Annotated in this window: 17 protein-coding genes; 9 read left to right on the forward strand and 8 right to left on the reverse strand. The window is 51.9% G+C overall.

Annotated features, from left to right (window positions below; genetic code table 11):
* Positions 1–75 precede the first annotated feature (75 nt).
* Positions 76–2,016, reverse strand: a complete 1,941-nt coding sequence (locus H0247_RS05560) for a methyl-accepting chemotaxis protein (protein ID WP_180741639.1) — start codon at positions 2,014–2,016, stop codon at positions 76–78.
* Between the two features lie 294 nt (positions 2,017–2,310).
* Here H0247_RS05560 and yjfP point away from each other — a divergent pair, with 294 nt between their 5' ends.
* The 5 genes from yjfP (at position 2,311) to rplI (ending at position 4,689) form a co-directional block, all read left to right on the forward strand.
* Positions 2,311–3,081 (forward strand): esterase, encoded by a 771-nt coding sequence (gene yjfP, locus H0247_RS05565; RefSeq protein WP_180741640.1) that lies wholly within the window; start codon positions 2,311–2,313, stop codon positions 3,079–3,081.
* Positions 3,082–3,244: 163 nt separating this feature from the next.
* Entirely contained in the window at positions 3,245–3,637 is a 393-nt protein-coding gene (gene rpsF, locus H0247_RS05570; protein ID WP_005974793.1) for a 30S ribosomal protein S6, read from the forward strand.
* Positions 3,638–3,642: 5 nt separating this feature from the next.
* A complete protein-coding gene (gene priB, locus H0247_RS05575) occupies positions 3,643–3,963 on the forward strand; it encodes a primosomal replication protein N (RefSeq protein ID WP_180741641.1) in 321 nt (106 codons plus the stop codon).
* A gap of 4 nt (positions 3,964–3,967) precedes the next feature.
* Positions 3,968–4,195, forward strand: coding sequence for a 30S ribosomal protein S18 (gene rpsR, locus H0247_RS05580; protein WP_005974788.1), 228 nt, complete (start codon positions 3,968–3,970; stop codon positions 4,193–4,195).
* Between the two features lie 41 nt (positions 4,196–4,236).
* Positions 4,237–4,689: a 50S ribosomal protein L9 gene (rplI, locus tag H0247_RS05585; protein WP_010279043.1), complete on the forward strand. Its 453-nt coding sequence runs from the start codon at positions 4,237–4,239 to the stop codon at positions 4,687–4,689.
* Positions 4,690–4,777: 88 nt separating this feature from the next.
* Here the strand turns inward: rplI and H0247_RS05590 are convergent, their stop codons facing one another.
* On the reverse strand, positions 4,778–5,491 hold the full coding sequence (locus tag H0247_RS05590) for a LysM-like peptidoglycan-binding domain-containing protein (protein WP_180741642.1): 714 nt from the start codon (positions 5,489–5,491) through the stop codon (positions 4,778–4,780).
* A gap of 359 nt (positions 5,492–5,850) precedes the next feature.
* Between H0247_RS05590 and fklB the strand changes: the two genes are divergently transcribed.
* Complete coding sequence (gene fklB, locus H0247_RS05595) at positions 5,851–6,471, forward strand: FKBP-type peptidyl-prolyl cis-trans isomerase (protein ID WP_180741643.1); 621 nt, start codon at positions 5,851–5,853, stop codon at positions 6,469–6,471.
* Between the two features lie 75 nt (positions 6,472–6,546).
* On the opposite strand, the gene ytfE is transcribed toward fklB, so the two are convergent.
* A complete protein-coding gene (gene ytfE, locus H0247_RS05600) occupies positions 6,547–7,212 on the reverse strand; it encodes an iron-sulfur cluster repair protein YtfE (protein ID WP_180741644.1) in 666 nt (221 codons plus the stop codon).
* 267 nt (positions 7,213–7,479) lie between these two features.
* Here ytfE and H0247_RS05605 point away from each other — a divergent pair, with 267 nt between their 5' ends.
* Positions 7,480–7,902: a DUF2502 domain-containing protein gene (locus H0247_RS05605; protein ID WP_180741645.1), complete on the forward strand. Its 423-nt coding sequence runs from the start codon at positions 7,480–7,482 to the stop codon at positions 7,900–7,902.
* A 67-nt stretch (positions 7,903–7,969) separates the two neighbouring features.
* Here H0247_RS05605 and H0247_RS05610 read toward each other — a convergent pair whose 3' ends face one another.
* Both H0247_RS05610 and H0247_RS05615 read right to left on the reverse strand, forming a co-directional pair.
* Positions 7,970–8,524 carry a flavodoxin family protein gene (locus tag H0247_RS05610; protein WP_180741646.1) on the reverse strand — a complete coding sequence of 185 codons (555 nt, stop codon included), beginning with the start codon at positions 8,522–8,524 and terminating at the stop codon, positions 7,970–7,972.
* A gap of 208 nt (positions 8,525–8,732) precedes the next feature.
* Positions 8,733–10,685 (reverse strand): bifunctional 2',3'-cyclic-nucleotide 2'-phosphodiesterase/3'-nucleotidase, encoded by a 1,953-nt coding sequence (locus H0247_RS05615; RefSeq protein ID WP_180741647.1) that lies wholly within the window; start codon positions 10,683–10,685, stop codon positions 8,733–8,735.
* Positions 10,686–10,889: 204 nt separating this feature from the next.
* On the opposite strand from H0247_RS05615, the gene cysQ reads away from it, so the two are divergent.
* A complete protein-coding gene (gene cysQ, locus H0247_RS05620) occupies positions 10,890–11,630 on the forward strand; it encodes a 3'(2'),5'-bisphosphate nucleotidase CysQ (RefSeq protein ID WP_180741648.1) in 741 nt (246 codons plus the stop codon).
* A gap of 18 nt (positions 11,631–11,648) precedes the next feature.
* On the opposite strand, the gene H0247_RS05625 is transcribed toward cysQ, so the two are convergent.
* A complete protein-coding gene (locus H0247_RS05625; protein WP_180741649.1) occupies positions 11,649–12,227 on the reverse strand; it encodes a YtfJ family protein in 579 nt (192 codons plus the stop codon).
* A 353-nt stretch (positions 12,228–12,580) separates the two neighbouring features.
* Between H0247_RS05625 and H0247_RS05630 the strand changes: the two genes are divergently transcribed.
* Positions 12,581–12,787 carry a DUF1107 domain-containing protein gene (locus tag H0247_RS05630; protein ID WP_005974755.1) on the forward strand — a complete coding sequence of 69 codons (207 nt, stop codon included), beginning with the start codon at positions 12,581–12,583 and terminating at the stop codon, positions 12,785–12,787.
* 76 nt (positions 12,788–12,863) lie between these two features.
* Here H0247_RS05630 and H0247_RS05635 read toward each other — a convergent pair whose 3' ends face one another.
* Positions 12,864–14,189, reverse strand: a complete 1,326-nt coding sequence (locus H0247_RS05635; protein ID WP_180741726.1) for a hemolysin family protein — start codon at positions 14,187–14,189, stop codon at positions 12,864–12,866.
* Between the two features lie 151 nt (positions 14,190–14,340).
* Positions 14,341–14,979 carry a peptide-methionine (S)-S-oxide reductase MsrA gene (msrA, locus tag H0247_RS05640; protein WP_180741727.1) on the reverse strand — a complete coding sequence of 213 codons (639 nt, stop codon included), beginning with the start codon at positions 14,977–14,979 and terminating at the stop codon, positions 14,341–14,343.
* Positions 14,980–15,127 lie beyond the last annotated feature (148 nt).

Below are 15,127 nucleotides of genomic sequence, written 5' to 3' on the forward strand. Positions count from 1 at the left end.
GGAAAAAACGTTGGCATAATACGCAAGCGGCGGCCATCGTGCAATATCTGTGACACGATGGCCGCTGTGTGAATGTTAAATACGGAAGACGCTGACCAGTTCGCTGAGGTGATGGCCTTTCTGGCGCAGACCCTGTGCGGTGTCTTCCGAGTTGTTGACCAGAATGGTGTTTTCCTGCGTTGCCTGACCAATCTGTACAATCGCGATATTCACTTGGCCAATCCCGGCGGACTGCTCGCGTGAGGCGATATCAATATCGTTCACGATGGTACTGACCTGCAAGATACGGTTGCGCAAATCGTCCATTACCGCCTGCGTTTTTTCTGAGAAATGGTAACCCGCTTCGATTCTCTCCAACGACTCATCAATCAGGGTTTCGATCTCTTTCACCGCGGCAGAACTGCGCTGTGCCAGCGCGCGCACTTCCGCAGCAACCACGGCAAAGCCTCTGCCGTGCTCACCCGCGCGAGCGGCTTCAACCGCCGCGTTCAGCGCCAGAATATTGGTCTGGAACGCGATAGATTCGATTACCGTCGTGATATCGGCAATTCGCTGTGAGGAGTTCTTGATGTCACTCATTGTGGAAACGGAATCCGTGACCGTTTGGCTACCGTTCCGTGCTGCGACGGCACTCTGTTCTGCCAATGCTTTGGCGGCAGAAACGTTATCAGCATTCTGTTTCACGCTGGCGGAAAGCTGCTCCATACTGGCAGACGTTTCTTCGACGCTGCTAGCTTGGCGGGCAATTTGTTCACTGATATTTTCGCTATCGGCGGCCAGTGCATCGGTCGCGACGCTGATTTCTTCGGCCGAATTTCTCACCTGTGACACGATGGTCGTCAGCCCTTGTCCTATGCCATTAATGGCATCGATCAGGCGGCCGACTTCGTCGGTACGATGACTGGATAGCGTTGCCGTAAGATTACCCGCAGAAAACTGTTCCGCCACTTTAACGATTTCTATGAGTGGGCGGCTTAGCCATTTGCGTGTCAACACGATGAAGAATGTAGCAAAGAGTAGAACCAGAATAATCCCCCCACCTAAAAACAGGTTACGAGTATGATTAATCTCTGCCATGAGACTTTCTTTACTCACTGAACCTGCAACAATCCAGTTCCACTGGGGAATACTACGGTACACCATGATTCGAGTTTTTTCGTCTCCTGTCATCGTGTTGTTGTCGTATTCGATCGTTCCATTCCCTGTCGCCAATATTTTTTCTACAGTCCCTTCCGACCAGTCAGGACGTTGGTTGGCATTGCTTTGATGATAAAGGTAATTACCCGCGTCCTTGCCCTTTTTGGCATTAAGTATAAAGAAATGGCCTGTCTCACCCATCTTCTTGTTCAGGATGGTTTGTTGCATCTCGGTAAACTGCTTCGTGATGTCGACACCGACGAACAGAATGCCGATGACCTTATTGTCACTATCTCGTATCGGCCGATACTGGGTAATGTACTGTTTGCCGAACAGTGTGGCTAACCCGCTGTAGGTATCGCCTTTGAGGGCGAGCGCATAGGCTGGACTGTCCTGCGCGAGCTTGGTGCCCATGGCGCGCGATCCATCTTCTTTTTTTAATGACGTGGTGATGCGTGTGAAATCGTCGCCATCACGAGCAAAAATGGTTGAAACAGCGTTGGTACGATTCAGAAAATCGTCCGGTACGTCGGTGTTGAGGTTTAATACCGTATCGCCAGACTTGAGTGTTGGCTGCGATGTGGCGCCGAAAGACGTGCGGTTAACGGTATCCAGTGAAAATCGTGTTGGCAGGAAGCTCGCGAATAGACGCGAATAGTTGCTGACCTCGGCTTGCAGACCGGTATCGTACATGTTGATCATGTCGGTGACGCCATCCACTTGGCTCTGCATGTCGTTGAGGGTCAGGGCTTTGAGCTGATTGCCTGCTGAGCGGGTGAGGGATAGGGTAAACGTAATAAAAAGTATCGCCACGCTGAGTGAAGCGATGACGGATAACTTGATACCCAAGCCCCAGTGTTTAAAAGAAAGTCCCAACATATATGTGTCTCTGATAATAAAAAAGGTTATTTTTTAGTCTTGATTCACATGCGTTAACGGCAGTAAATGAAAAAAAATTAATCACGGAGTGTAAACATTCATTTCTGTTATTGATCTAAATCAATGTGATTTTTTTATTTACATAAACAAGCCGGTTACATCAGCACGAAATCATGACGACACGGAGGTAAGACATTGCTGTGAGAGTGGTTATCGTAAAAGGTAGTAAATTTTCCACTAAATACAATTTAGCTACATAAAAATAGGCCGGCAGAACGGAACATGAGGGGAAATATGGTCGACATGTCATTGGATAAGCTCGGTAGTGGTATTGACGTGATTCACGCGGTGCCGACGGGGAAAAGAGAGCAACCGTTACCGACGATTTTTTTCTTTCATGGCTACACCTCATCCAAAGAGGTGTATTCGTATTTTGGCTATGCGCTGGCACAGGCCGGATTCCGGGTGATACTGCCCGATGCGGCGATGCACGGTGCGCGCTATAACGGGGATGAGGCACAACGGTTGCGTTATTTCTGGGATATTCTGCAAGCGAATATTGAAGAATTCCCCGACTACGTAGCGGAATATCGTCGGCGTGGTTTGATCGACGGTGAGCAGATTGGCGTTTGCGGGGCGTCGCTCGGTGGAATGAGTGCGCTCGGCTGTATGGCGCGTTATCCCTGGATTACTGCGGTGGCAGCGTTTATGGGCTCCGGCTATTTTTCGACGCTGTCGTCGGCGCTGTTTCCGCCAGTTCCGGCCGATCGTGAGGAAAATCAGGCGGTGTTGCAGGCATTAGCGACCAAATTGGCGGATTATGATGTCAGCACGCGTCTGGACGCGCTGTCCAATCGACCGCTGCTGGTATGGCACGGTGAAGCGGATGACGTCGTGCCTGCGGCAGAAAGCGTTCGTCTTTATCAGGCATTACAGGCGCGTGATAAACTGGCCAATCTGACGTATCTGACCGAGCCGGGTGTAGGGCACCGCATTACGCCAACGGCGTTGCAGGCGGGCGCCGATTTCTTCCAGCGCACGCTGTCATCTCGCCCCGAACGCTGAAATATCGCCACGCAGAAAATGTCTGTGCTTCTTTCTTGTGTTCTTTAATGTCGAGCACTATACTTACGCGTCATTTTTTCAGCCGCACACATACACGTTCCTTGCCTCCACGGGCCGCGGTTGACCCAGACAGGAGGCTGAATAATCCGTAAGGAGCAATTCGATGCGTCATTACGAAATCGTATTTATGGTTCATCCTGACCAGAGCGAACAGGTTCCGGGCATGATCGAGCGCTACACTGCTACCATCACTGGTGCGCAGGGCACGATCCACCGTCTGGAAGACTGGGGCCGCCGTCAGCTGGCTTACCCGATCAACAAACTGCACAAAGCTCACTACGTTCTGCTGAACGTTGAAGCGCCGCAGGAAGCGATCGATGAGCTGGAAACAAACTTCCGCTTTAACGATGCCGTTATCCGCAGCATGGTTATGCGCGTTAAGCACGCGGTAACTGAAGCATCTCCAATGGTGAAAGCGAAAGACGAACGCCGTGAGCGTCGTGAAGATTTCGCTGAAGCTGGCGATGATGTGGATGCAGGGGATTCTGAAGAGTAATTGTTGTGGTGACGGTAAATCGTCTGGTGTTGTCCGGCACAGTGTGCAAGACGCCCATTCGTAAAGTCAGCCCGTCAGGTATTCCTCACTGTCAGTTTGTGCTTGAGCACCGCTCGACACAGGAGGAAGCTGGATTGAGTCGGCAAGCATGGTGTCGTATGCCCGTGATTGTCAGCGGACGCTCGTCACAAACAGTTACCCACAGTATAACGGTCGGCACGCAACTTACCGTGCACGGGTTCATTAGCTGCCATCAAGGGCGCAATGGCTTGAGCAAGATAGTGTTACATGCCGAGCAGATTGAATTGATAGATTCTGGAGACTAGCCAAATGGCACGTTATTTCCGTCGTCGCAAATTCTGCCGTTTCACCGCGGAAGGCGTTGTAGAGATTGATTATAAAGATATCGCTACGCTGAAAAACTATATCACTGAAAGCGGCAAGATTGTTCCGAGCCGTATCACCGGTACTCGTGCAAAATACCAGCGTCAGCTGGCCCGCGCTATCAAGCGTGCGCGTTACTTGTCTTTGTTGCCGTACACTGACCGTCATCAGTAATCGGCCACTGTCCATTAACGAGACTTTGAGAGGATAAAGTAATGCAAGTTATTCTGCTTGATAAAGTAGCAAACCTGGGCAGCCTGGGTGATCAGGTAAACGTTAAAGCGGGCTACGCTCGTAACTTCTTGGTTCCACAGGGCAAAGCTGTCCCTGCAACCAAGAAAAACGTTGAGTTCTTCGAAGCACGCCGTGCTGAACTGGAAGCCAAACTGGCTGACGTTCTGGCTGCTGCTGAAGCTCGCGCCGCTAAGATCAAAGAACTGGGTAGCGTTACTATCGCGTCTAAAGCAGGCGACGAAGGTAAACTGTTCGGTTCCATCGGTACTCGCGATATCGCTGATGCGGTAACGGCTGCCGGTGTTGACATTGCTAAGAGCGAAGTTCGCCTGCCGAACGGCGTTCTGCGTACTCTGGGTGAGCACGAAGTCAGCTTCCAAGTACACAGCGATGTCTTTGCTGAGCTGAATGTTGTTGTTGTTGCTGAAGCATAATTCACGTTTATCGTCGAATTAATACTTTAGTTAACATGTGAAACGCTGGCCTTGTGCCAGCGTTTTGCATTTCAGGAATGGGGAAATATTAGCGAGTACGCGTAAAGGCGCCGTCCGCCCCGCGGGTGAACCGAATCGTCTGGTTCGCTGTGGTTTCGATCTCCAGTTCTGCGACCATGCCTTGCGCATTCAACTGTAATTTGACTGCCTGACCCGCCCGTAAATTGCTGAGCGGTTTATCCCTTCCCTCTACCTGTGCCATCGCAAACACATCGCTGACGGGCAGATTGTTATCACGAAACAGCTGAGCCAGCGTTTGCCCTGAAGCAATCTCATATTGTCGCCATGGTGCTGAGGAGCGAGTGGGGGACGGTGTTGTAGCTGGTTGTTGATGCGACGCGGTAGACTGGTTTTCAATAATCACCGCCTGCATCGCAGCCTGATTATCGGCTTGGGTCAGCGGAATCGACATGGTTCGAGGCAGTTGCGGATTTTGTGTACTGTAAGGCCAGAGCAAAACAACCAGAAGTAGGGCGATAGCGATTAAAATCCAACGGCGGTGGAGGAACGGCAACGGTTCCATCCAGTGGTAACCGTCAGGCAGATGCCAGACTTTCTGTAGTATGGCACCAACACGCTCATGCAGGGAAGGAAAGGGCTGTTGTTCCTGCACTTCGCGTTCTCTGTCGTTTTCTACGGCTACAGCATGTGAGGGGTGCCGCTGGATGATTCGCTGGCAGAAGCGTACTAGCGTTTGATAATCCCAGGTGGTTTTCCGCTTCCTGGGCGCAATTCTGCCCATGGTGACCTCTCTTACTACGGTTTAATATAAAAACAGTTCAGTATAAAAAAACGATGTTATTCACAACGCTATACCAGTGGCTACGCTACATCAGTAGGAAAGCGTCGTCGGCATAAAAACAGTATCAGGATGATAACGCAACCCAGTATACCGATAATCTGTATGAGCTGACCAGTTAACGCGTTGATGATTAAGATAACCGCTAAGCCCGAAACATCGGGACTCCCCGTATAGGACAGCTTCCCAGAATGGCTTGTCTGGCGTGCGGTTAACGTGATTACTTGTACACAGAATTTTACCCCAACCCCCGTCGCTGTTATGCTGCGCTTTCAGTTTTTTACAGATTAAAAGGAACATCCATGACAACTCCTTCTTTTGATAGCGTCGAAGCGCAGGCAAGTTACGGCATCGGCTTACAGGTTGGTCAACAGTTACAGGAATCGGGTCTTGAAGGTCTGATCCCAGAAGCTCTGCTTGCTGGTCTACGCGATGCGCTGGAAGGTAATGCGACTGCGGTGCCTGTGGATGTGGTTCATCGTGCGCTGCGTGAAATTCACGAGCGTGCTGATGCGGTACGCCGCGAGCGCCAACAGGTGTTGGCGGTAGAAGGTCAGCAGTTCCTCGCTGAAAACGCGCAGAAAGAAGGCGTGAACAGCACAGAATCGGGTCTGCAATTCCGCGTGTTGACGCAGGGTGAAGGCGCGATCCCAGCTCGTCAGGATCGCGTACGTGTACATTACACGGGTCGTCTGATTGACGGCAGCGTGTTCGACAGCTCCGTCCAGCGTGGTCAACCTGCTGAATTCCCAGTAAGCGGCGTGATTCCAGGCTGGATTGAAGCGCTGACGCTGATGCCTGTCGGTTCCAAGTGGGAACTCTATATTCCGCACAATCTGGCGTATGGCGAACGTGGCGCGGGTGCATCCATTCCGCCGTTCAGCGCGCTGATTTTTGAAGTGGAACTGCTGGAAATTCTGTAATCTCCAGACAAAAGAAAGGCGCTCACTGAGCGCCTTTCTTGCTTTTACTGACTTTCTTTTTTTATTGAAACGACATTACTCACCGCGCAGCGCGCGTGGGAACAGCAAATTGTTTTCCAGATGGATGTGCTCCATCAGGTCGGTAATGAACTCGTTGATACCGGAATACAGCGCGCGCCAGGTATTGCAGGCACCTTCCGGTGGTACGACGCCGTTGGTCAGTGCTTTGACCACTTCCACATCACGTCCAGCGTCATCGTGTTCATGCTCCATGACTGAAATCGGCGCCGCGGCATTTGCCCCCATTCCCTGACCGATCATCGGGAAGAGGATACGTTCTTCTTTCATCATGTGCTGAGACAGTTCGTTATAGATGGCGGTCAGTTGGTTTGCGAGGCCGTGCGGGCAGTCGGTTTTATCGTGATGCACGCGCTCGACTTTTTCTGCCATTAGAATCAGCTCTGGCAGCTGTTCGCGGTGGCGATCGTGAAAACGAGGGATGATGTACGCGATAATGTCGGCTAGCGGCGCTTCACGCCAGTCCCGGGCATCAGAAGGCTGTGCGGCCAGTTTTTCTAACTGCGCTTCCAACTCGTCAATATTGAGATCTTTTTTGCCCGCCGCGCGGCTGAGCGTTTGCTTTCCGCCGCAGCAGAAGTCCAGATTGAGTTCACGAAAGAGTTTGGTCGCGCGCGGAATAGCGATAGCCAACTCACCCAGGGATTGATCGCGGTATGCCATGATGATTCCTCTCAACGAATGCAGTTTATAAAGTGCATTTTAAATGCATCTTTTGATGTTGAATATACCGCTTACGAGGTAGGCTCTATAAAGTATACCGTGCTATTGCGCGGTATTGCGGGTCTCAAGCGAGATTCTGTGTCGGTTCGCAGATAAAACGTTAAGAACGGTAAAGTCAGGAAAATGCGTATTTATCTGATAGTGGTGCAGAGGAATTCCCCGTATACCTTTGCAAGGCCGCAGTCGCGGTGAGCAAGGAGTTACCCTATGTTTAAGCCACTCGTCATCAGTGCCCTGTTTATGGGAATGTTTGCGGTTATGCCAGCACCAGAGGCTAAGGGTGCCAGCATTGATCTGATGCCCGGTATCACGTTGAATATTGGTGAACGTGACAGACGTGGTAATTACTGGGATGGCTATGACTGGCGCAGCGAGCGCTGGTGGCAGGAGCATCGGGGCTACCACCGTGGCGAGCGCAATCGGCACGGTTACTATTGGGATGGCTGGCGCTGGCGCGATGCCCGTTGGTGGCGTGAGAGCCAGCGCGAGAGACGCGATTACGACAATCGCCGTTTTGATCCTCCACGCTTTGTTGACGATCGCGGTCCGCGTCGCGGTGAGTGGGATAGGCGTGGGCATGAGCGGGGAAGTGGTTACTACCGCAATGGGCGGGGATCGTTCCGCGACTAGTCAGATAAAAAAGCGCCGCGAAAGGGCGGCGCTTATGCGTTGGATAATGGCGCTTAGGTCGTGTTAACTAGTTAGCCAGTTTTGCGGCGATGTCAGCGATGCGTTGACCATACAGCTTACCGGTTGCCAGATCGCCAGCGACCATTTCATCTACGCTGGCGTCAGACGGCGTCTGTGCCAGCAGACCCACGGAACCTCCGAGGTTATTCAAATCATCGCGTTTTGCCGCTTTAGCATTGGAGGGCAGTTGGTTCAGGCTGACCCAAATTCCGCCGTGCTGTGAAGCCAGCGTTTGCAGATAAATCAGCGTGACCTGCTTGTCGCCGTTCAGGCTGGCGCTGTTAGTAAAGCCGCCAAACACTTTGTTGCTCCAGGCACGGGTAAACCAGGCTTTCGAGCTGGCATCCGCAAATTTTTTGAACTGCCAAGGAACGCCGCCCATGTAAGTAGGGGCACCAAAAATAATTGCATCGGCGGCGGCGAGTTTCTCCCATTCGGCATCGCTGATATTTCCTTCTGCATCGATGGCAATCAGCTCGGCGTTAGCGCCTTCGGCGACGGCAGTTGCCAAACGCTGTGTGTGACCATAGCCTGAATGATAAATAACGACTGCTTTTGACATAACCTATCCTCATTTCTCTGTGTTTATCAACGATACGCTGACCAAGCCGATTGCCGAGCTCACGTATTGGGCAGAACAGAACATGGATAATGTGCTGTTATCTCAGCAAAAGTTTGATGCGTCGGCGAATAGTACGGCTGAACCGCTCTAAGCGCAACGCACAGGCTCCTGCGGTAGCAAGAGCCTGTGGACACAACGCTATCAGCCCTTATTTGGCGTGCTGAAGGTCAAGGCGATAAACCGCAAAGCCCGTTTCATCATTACCGACGGACGTCATCGGATACTGGGCTTTCTCTTTAATAAACGCCGTGGCTTTCTCTGACGGCGACGTTTCAAAACGGATATCCAGTGGCGTATCGCTGACGATAGGTGCCAGGCGCCAGTTGTTATCCGCCTGCGGCTTCACTTCTCCCGACTTTTGCGTTTCCGCGCTGATGTAAGCCGCTAGCACGGAGCGGTTTTCATCCGGCGAGGCGAAGGCCACGGACTTCTCTCCCGTACCGGCAAACTTCTCGCCGTAGGCGCGGTAGTTGTTGGTCGCAATCAGGAAGGTTGCTTTGGGATCAATCGGTTTACCGTTAAACGTCAGCCCTTTAATACGGTGTGCCGTATCGTTGATTAACGCGCACTCGCTGTCATAACGGGCAGGTTGCGTCACATCAATCTGATAATTGACGCCATCGATCACGTCGAAGTTATAGGTGCGGAAGCCGTCCCAGTTGAGCAGGGATTGCGGTTCACGCTTGCTTGGATCGATTTGTTTGAACTGACCCGCCGAGCATTCCAGCCACTCCTGTACCTGTTGTCCGCTCACTTTCACGACGACCAGCGTGTTTGGATAAAGATACAAATCAGCAGCATTACGGAAGGTAAGCTGGCCTTTTTCCACTTCGACATAGCTGGCAGGATCGTTTTTACGTCCACCGGCTTTAAACGGTGCAGCGGCGGAAAGTACCGGCAGATCGGCCAGATCGGGATCGCCCTGAATAAAGTGTTCCACATAGGCGCGCTGAGCATTGTTGACGATCTGCACCGTAGGATCGTCCTGAATCAGCGACAGGTAGCTGTACATGTTGTCTGCGGATTTGCCGATCGGTTTGCTGACAAATTCGCGTGTATTCTGGTGTGCATCGGAAAGCACGTTCACCAGCTTGTCGTCTTCCGCCGCCAGTGATTTCTTCTGCGCTTTGTCATAGATCGGTCTGGCTTCCGCTTTCGCCTGTTCCACCTTCCATGTGCCGCTGTCGTTATTCAACGTGAAATCGACGACGCCGAGATGGTCACCCCATTGCCCTGGCATCACCGCAGGGATGCCGTTGAGCGTTCCCTGTTTGATGTCAGCGCCCTTGATGTTGGCAAAGTCATTGCTGGGGAAAACCGCGTGAGCATGACCAAACATGATCGCGTCAACGCCCGGGACCTGGCTGAGATAGTAAACGGAATTTTCCGCCATTGCTTTGTACGGCTCGGCAGAAAGGCCGGAATGGGGGATAACAATAACCAGATCGGCCCCTTGCTTACGCATTTCCGGCACCCACTTTTTGGCGCTCTCCGTGATGTCTTCCACGGTGACTTTTCCTGTTAAATTGGCTTTATCCCACACCATGACCTGTGGCGGGACGAAGCCAATATAGCCGATGCGTAGAGTATGCGGTTTGCCGTCGCGGTCTTTAACCGACTTGTTTTCAATGTGGTAAGGCGTAAACAGCGGTTTACTCGTTTTGGCATCCAACACGTTGGCGTTCACATAAGGGAATTTCGCGCCTGACAGCGCCTTGTGCAGGTAGTCCAGGCCATAGTTGAATTCGTGGTTACCGATGTTGCCGACGGAATAATCCAGCGTGTTCATCGCCTGATAAACTGGGTGCACGTCGCCGGCTTTCAGCCCTTTTGCGGCCATGTAATCGCCCAACGGACTACCCTGGATCAAATCGCCGTTATCGACCAGTACGCTGTTAGTGGCCTGCTCGCGTGCGGCGTGAATCAAGCTGGCGGTACGCACCAGACCAAACTTATCGGTTGGCGTATCCTTGTAGTAGTCGAAATCCATCATATTGCTGTGCAGATCGGTGGTTTCCAATACCCGTAAATCAACGGTAGCGGCATGAACGGTCGTGGCGACCAGCGTAGCAAGCAGGCTGAGTGCCAATGAATGCTTCATTGCGTAACTCCTTGTGCGGTGATTATCGACGCGTGAGGCGATCGGGGGTGTCTTTCATATCATGATGAAGTTAAAGTGATTATCGTCTCTAAATACTGAGGATGACATCAATAATGGCAATAATCGTAGATTGCCTCACAGATGTATAATGAATGACAGAGATGAAGTCTGCGTTACGCGTAACCGATAACGACGAGGTTGATCATGTTAGAAACTGTTTGCCAACTGGCTCGCGATGCCGGTACTGCCATTATGCAGGTTTACGAAGGGCAACATCCTGTGGATGTCGCGCACAAGAAAGATGATTCGCCCGTGACCGCTGCTGATCTGGCGGCGCACCGGGTCATTAAGGATGGGCTGGCCGCGGCGTTCCCTGATATTCCCGTGCTGTCAGAAGAAGATCCGACCACATGGGAAATCCGTCAGCACTGGCAGCGCTATTGGCTGGTTGATCCGTTGGATGGCACCAAAGAATTCCTCAGCCGCAACGGTGAGTTTACGGTGAATATTGCGCTGATCGAGAACGGTCAGGCCGTGCTTGGCGTGGTTTATGTGCCGGTCACGGGCGTGATGTATTCTGCGGCGGACGGCAAAGCCTGGAAAGAAGAGAGCGGTCAGCGTCGGCAAATTACGGTGAAGCAGGCGCATCCTCCGCTAGTGGTGGTTAGCCGCTCTCATGCCGATAGTGAACTGAAGGATTATCTTAGCCAATTGGGTGAGCACCAGACGGTGGCGATTGGATCATCGCTCAAATTTTGTCTGGTGGCGGAAGGCGAAGCGCAGCTTTACCCACGTTTCGGGCCGACCAACATTTGGGATACGGCGGCGGGTCACGCGGTGGCGGTGGCTGCCGGGGCACAGATTCACGACTGGCAAGGGCGACCGCTGTCCTACACGCCGCGTGAATCCTTCCTCAACCCCGGTTTTCGCGTCTCTTTATTTTAATCAGCTAGAGTCGGGTTGTTATTTCTCTTCCAGCAATTGGCGCAGCAGGGACATCACCTGCTGCACTTCCTGCCCATTCAGCGCGCCATCCTTCACGAAACGAATTTTCCCTTGTTTATCCAGCACCGCGATAGCCGAGCTTTGCGGCTGTAGCTGCCAGGTTTTCCGCACGTTACCGTTGCTATCGACAATAAATTGCGACCATGGGAAAGCTTTCTTGTTGTCCTCAAGGCTACTGCGCACAAACATGCTGGTGCCGATAATGGCATCGTCGGTATTCACGATTGTCGTCGTTTGGTAATAATCATGCGGTAGGTTAGCGGCCTTCAGTGCGGAGATGAGCGGGTCATTCATCTCTTTGGCGGAGGTGCGGCCAGCGATATGTTGTATCACCCGTACTTTTCCGAGCAATTGCGCGCTGTTCCAATTTTTATAACTAAACTGATCATTAAGGTACTGAAGTTCCCCTCTGTCCGCGACGCCGACGGGAGGAACCAATTGGTTGAGCACTAGTGTATGGGCTGAGGCAGGAAGCGAGGCAAGCCCTAACAGCGGCGTGATAGCAAGAGCGAGGAGCAGGTGGCGTAGTTTTATCATGGTATGTCCTTCTGTGTGGGGAGCCTGATGCGATGTCATTAGATGGAATATCTCAGGCTATGGAATAAGCGTAGATTCAGGAAACTGGTCTGTCCTGCTTCGCAGTAAAACGGTTTGTGCCTGAGTGCACAAAACCCTTATTTTTGAAGGTTTATACTGATGACTAGAGAGTTCCTTAAACACTACTCTGTAAAAATCTGTAAAAGCAGTTAAGAATACTGAATAGTGGGGAACTAAATGCCGTTTTACTGCACTAATTAGCAGTATCCGTTATCTCATTAGCGCTCCAGAACCTCAGCCATGTTGGCGAAAGGGAGAGCGTAAAGTAAAAAATAAAACGGGAGAGTAAAACGATGAGGATCTTCGAACGTTACAATCCTTTGAAAGTCGCTAAATATGTGAAAACCCTGTTTCGCGGGCGGCTGTACATAAAAGGGGTTGGTGCTTTTGAGTTCGACTACGGCAAAATTCTATTGCCAAAGAAACAGGACAAGCAGCATCTTCTGGTGATGTCTGAAGTGAATCGCCAGGTCATCCGGCTTCAGGCCGAGATGGGATGAATGATAAAGAAACGGCCCGTAGCGGGCCGTTCTGGTTTGTTATGAAGACTGGTGGGTTACGCATGTCTTCTGGCGGTTAATCGTCGCTATCAATCTTCGCGCTTGATGAGACAATCGGGCGGTCTTCCAGACGCGTCACCAGCAACTGATCGATCTTGTAGCTGTCGATATCGACCACTTCAAACTTATAGCCAGAGAAGCGCACCGCATCGGTACGTTTCGGGATTTTCCGCAGCGTATACATCATGAAGCCGCCGATGGTTTCGTAGTTGCCAGAGTGCGGGAAATCATCAATATTCAGCGCGCGCATCACGTCTTCTATTGGCGTACCGCCTTCAACCAGCCATGAATTCTCATCGCGTGCGACAATCTGTTCTTCCATTCCCTGACCGACGAGATCGCCCATCAACGTCGTCATCACGTCGTTAAGCGTGATGATGCCAACGACCAGTGCATATTCGTTCAGGATGACCGCGAAATCTTCGCCCGCGGTTTTAAAGCTTTCCAACGCTTCAGACAGCGTCAGCGTATCCGGCACAATGAGCGCAGGACGAATTTGCACACCGCTGCTTAGCGTCAGGCTTTGGTTTCCTAGCACGCGAATCAGCAGGTCTTTGGAATCCACGTAGCCGACGATCTGATCAATCGTGCCATCGCAAACCAGAAACTTGGAATGCGGCTGTTGAGCGATTTTTTCCTTAATGCTGTCTTCCTGCTCGCGCAGATCGAAATAGACCACGCTTTCGCGTGAGGTCATCGAGGATGGAACGGTGCGTGATTCCAGCTCAAACACGTTCTCGATCAGCTCGTGCTCCTGCTTACGCAGCACGCCAGCCAACGCACCCGCTTCCACCACGGCATAAATATCATCGGACGTGATGTCATCTTTACGCACCATCGGCAGCTTGAGCAGACGGAAAATAACATTAGCCAGGCCGTTAAAGATCCACACCAGCGGGCGGAAGAGGAACAGGCAGAAGCGCATGGGGTTGATTATGCGGACCGCGACAGTTTCCGGCGCAATCATACCAATGCGTTTCGGGGTGAGGTCGCCAAACAGGATAAACAGGCTGGTGACGAGGACGAATGAACAAATGAAGCTGACTTTATCTGCGGCTTCGGGTGACATGAAGCGTTCAAACAGAATGGAAAACGTCGGGGAAAAGGCCGCATCGCCGATGATACCGGCCAGAATGGCGACGGCGTTGACGCCAATTTGAATCACGGTAAAGAAGATGCCCGGTGTTTCCTGAAACTTGAGCACCAGATCGGCGTTGAGGTTTCCCTCATCGGCCATCAACTTGAGTTTTATTTTACGTGACGCCGCCAGCGAGATCTCGGAAATCGAGAAAAACGCACTGATGGCAATGAGACAAAGAATCAGTAATAGACTGTTTAACATCATTTTTAACGTTTTCGCATGAGCCTAAGTTAGCGCAGCGATCCTCAGAAGGGTGAGTAAATTAATAGCAATAATTGGAGGACGATAACCGGGCAACACGCTGCCCGGTTCGGGCGCATTATAGCAGGAGCGGTGAATTTACCGCCAGTGGTCAACGCGGAGGCGGCAGACAGACGCCGATACCGCCTAATCCACAGTAGCCGTTCGGGTTCTTATACAGGTATTGCTGGTGATCGTCTTCCGCATAATAGAATGGGCCCGCAGGCTCGATTTCTGTGCTGATGGCGCGGCCGTCACCGTTTTCCCTCATTGCTTGCTGAAAGCGTTGAAGGCTTTCCTGTGCTGCCTTTTCCTGCTCGGGCGTGAGCGTATAGATAGCGGAACGATACTGACTGCCGATATCACCGCCCTGACGCATACCCTGCGCAGGGTCGTGATTCTCCCAGAACAGTTGCAGTAGTTGATCGTAACTGATAACCGCAGGATCAAAAACGACACGCACCGCTTCGGCATGATCGGTCTGCCCGCTGCATACTTCACGGTAGGTTGGATTCGGGGTATAACCACCGATGTAACCCGCCGCCGTGCTGTAGATCCCCGGCTGCTGCCAGAATAAGCGCTCCGCGCCCCAGAAGCAGCCCATCGCAAAAATCGCAACGAACATTGAGTCTGGCACATGCGTCATGGAATGTTCATGCACGACATGCAGCCTGGCCACCGGCATCGGGGTGGAACGTCCCGGTAAAGCATCGGATTGCGTAATCCGCTGCGTTTTATCAATTGAATTCATCACGTTGTTAACTCCAGCTAGACTGGGTAAATAACCCGCTTTCATGAAATAACGTGGTTCACTTAAGACTGGATGTCGGGGGCTACCACGGTGATGAGGTTCCCGTAGGGAGGATACCTCGCACCGTGGTAGCCCCCGTATCTCGATT

Source organism: Pectobacterium sp. CFBP8739 (genome assembly GCF_013449375.1).
In the GTDB taxonomy this organism is placed as follows: domain Bacteria; phylum Pseudomonadota; class Gammaproteobacteria; order Enterobacterales; family Enterobacteriaceae; genus Pectobacterium.

Excerpts from the sequence above, each read along its gene's own strand:
- H0247_RS05560 (WP_180741639.1), bottom strand. The coding sequence starts at position 2,016 with ATGTTGGGACTTTCTTTTAAACACTGGGGCTTGGGTATCAAGTTATCC.
- fklB (WP_180741643.1), top strand. The coding sequence starts at position 5,851 with ATGACAACTCCTTCTTTTGATAGCGTCGAAGCGCAGGCAAGTTACGGC.
- H0247_RS05615 (WP_180741647.1), bottom strand. The coding sequence starts at position 10,685 with ATGAAGCATTCATTGGCACTCAGCCTGCTTGCTACGCTGGTCGCCACG.
- H0247_RS05630 (WP_005974755.1), top strand. The coding sequence starts at position 12,581 with ATGAGGATCTTCGAACGTTACAATCCTTTGAAAGTCGCTAAATATGTG.
- yjfP (WP_180741640.1), top strand. The coding sequence starts at position 2,311 with ATGGTCGACATGTCATTGGATAAGCTCGGTAGTGGTATTGACGTGATT.
- cysQ (WP_180741648.1), top strand. The coding sequence starts at position 10,890 with ATGTTAGAAACTGTTTGCCAACTGGCTCGCGATGCCGGTACTGCCATT.
- H0247_RS05635 (WP_180741726.1), bottom strand. The coding sequence starts at position 14,189 with ATGTTAAACAGTCTATTACTGATTCTTTGTCTCATTGCCATCAGTGCG.
- rplI (WP_010279043.1), top strand. The coding sequence starts at position 4,237 with ATGCAAGTTATTCTGCTTGATAAAGTAGCAAACCTGGGCAGCCTGGGT.
- H0247_RS05605 (WP_180741645.1), top strand. The coding sequence starts at position 7,480 with ATGTTTAAGCCACTCGTCATCAGTGCCCTGTTTATGGGAATGTTTGCG.
- rpsR (WP_005974788.1), top strand. The coding sequence starts at position 3,968 with ATGGCACGTTATTTCCGTCGTCGCAAATTCTGCCGTTTCACCGCGGAA.
- H0247_RS05590 (WP_180741642.1), bottom strand. The coding sequence starts at position 5,491 with ATGGGCAGAATTGCGCCCAGGAAGCGGAAAACCACCTGGGATTATCAA.
- rpsF (WP_005974793.1), top strand. The coding sequence starts at position 3,245 with ATGCGTCATTACGAAATCGTATTTATGGTTCATCCTGACCAGAGCGAA.
- H0247_RS05625 (WP_180741649.1), bottom strand. The coding sequence starts at position 12,227 with ATGATAAAACTACGCCACCTGCTCCTCGCTCTTGCTATCACGCCGCTG.
- msrA (WP_180741727.1), bottom strand. The coding sequence starts at position 14,979 with ATGAATTCAATTGATAAAACGCAGCGGATTACGCAATCCGATGCTTTA.
- H0247_RS05610 (WP_180741646.1), bottom strand. The coding sequence starts at position 8,524 with ATGTCAAAAGCAGTCGTTATTTATCATTCAGGCTATGGTCACACACAG.
- ytfE (WP_180741644.1), bottom strand. The coding sequence starts at position 7,212 with ATGGCATACCGCGATCAATCCCTGGGTGAGTTGGCTATCGCTATTCCG.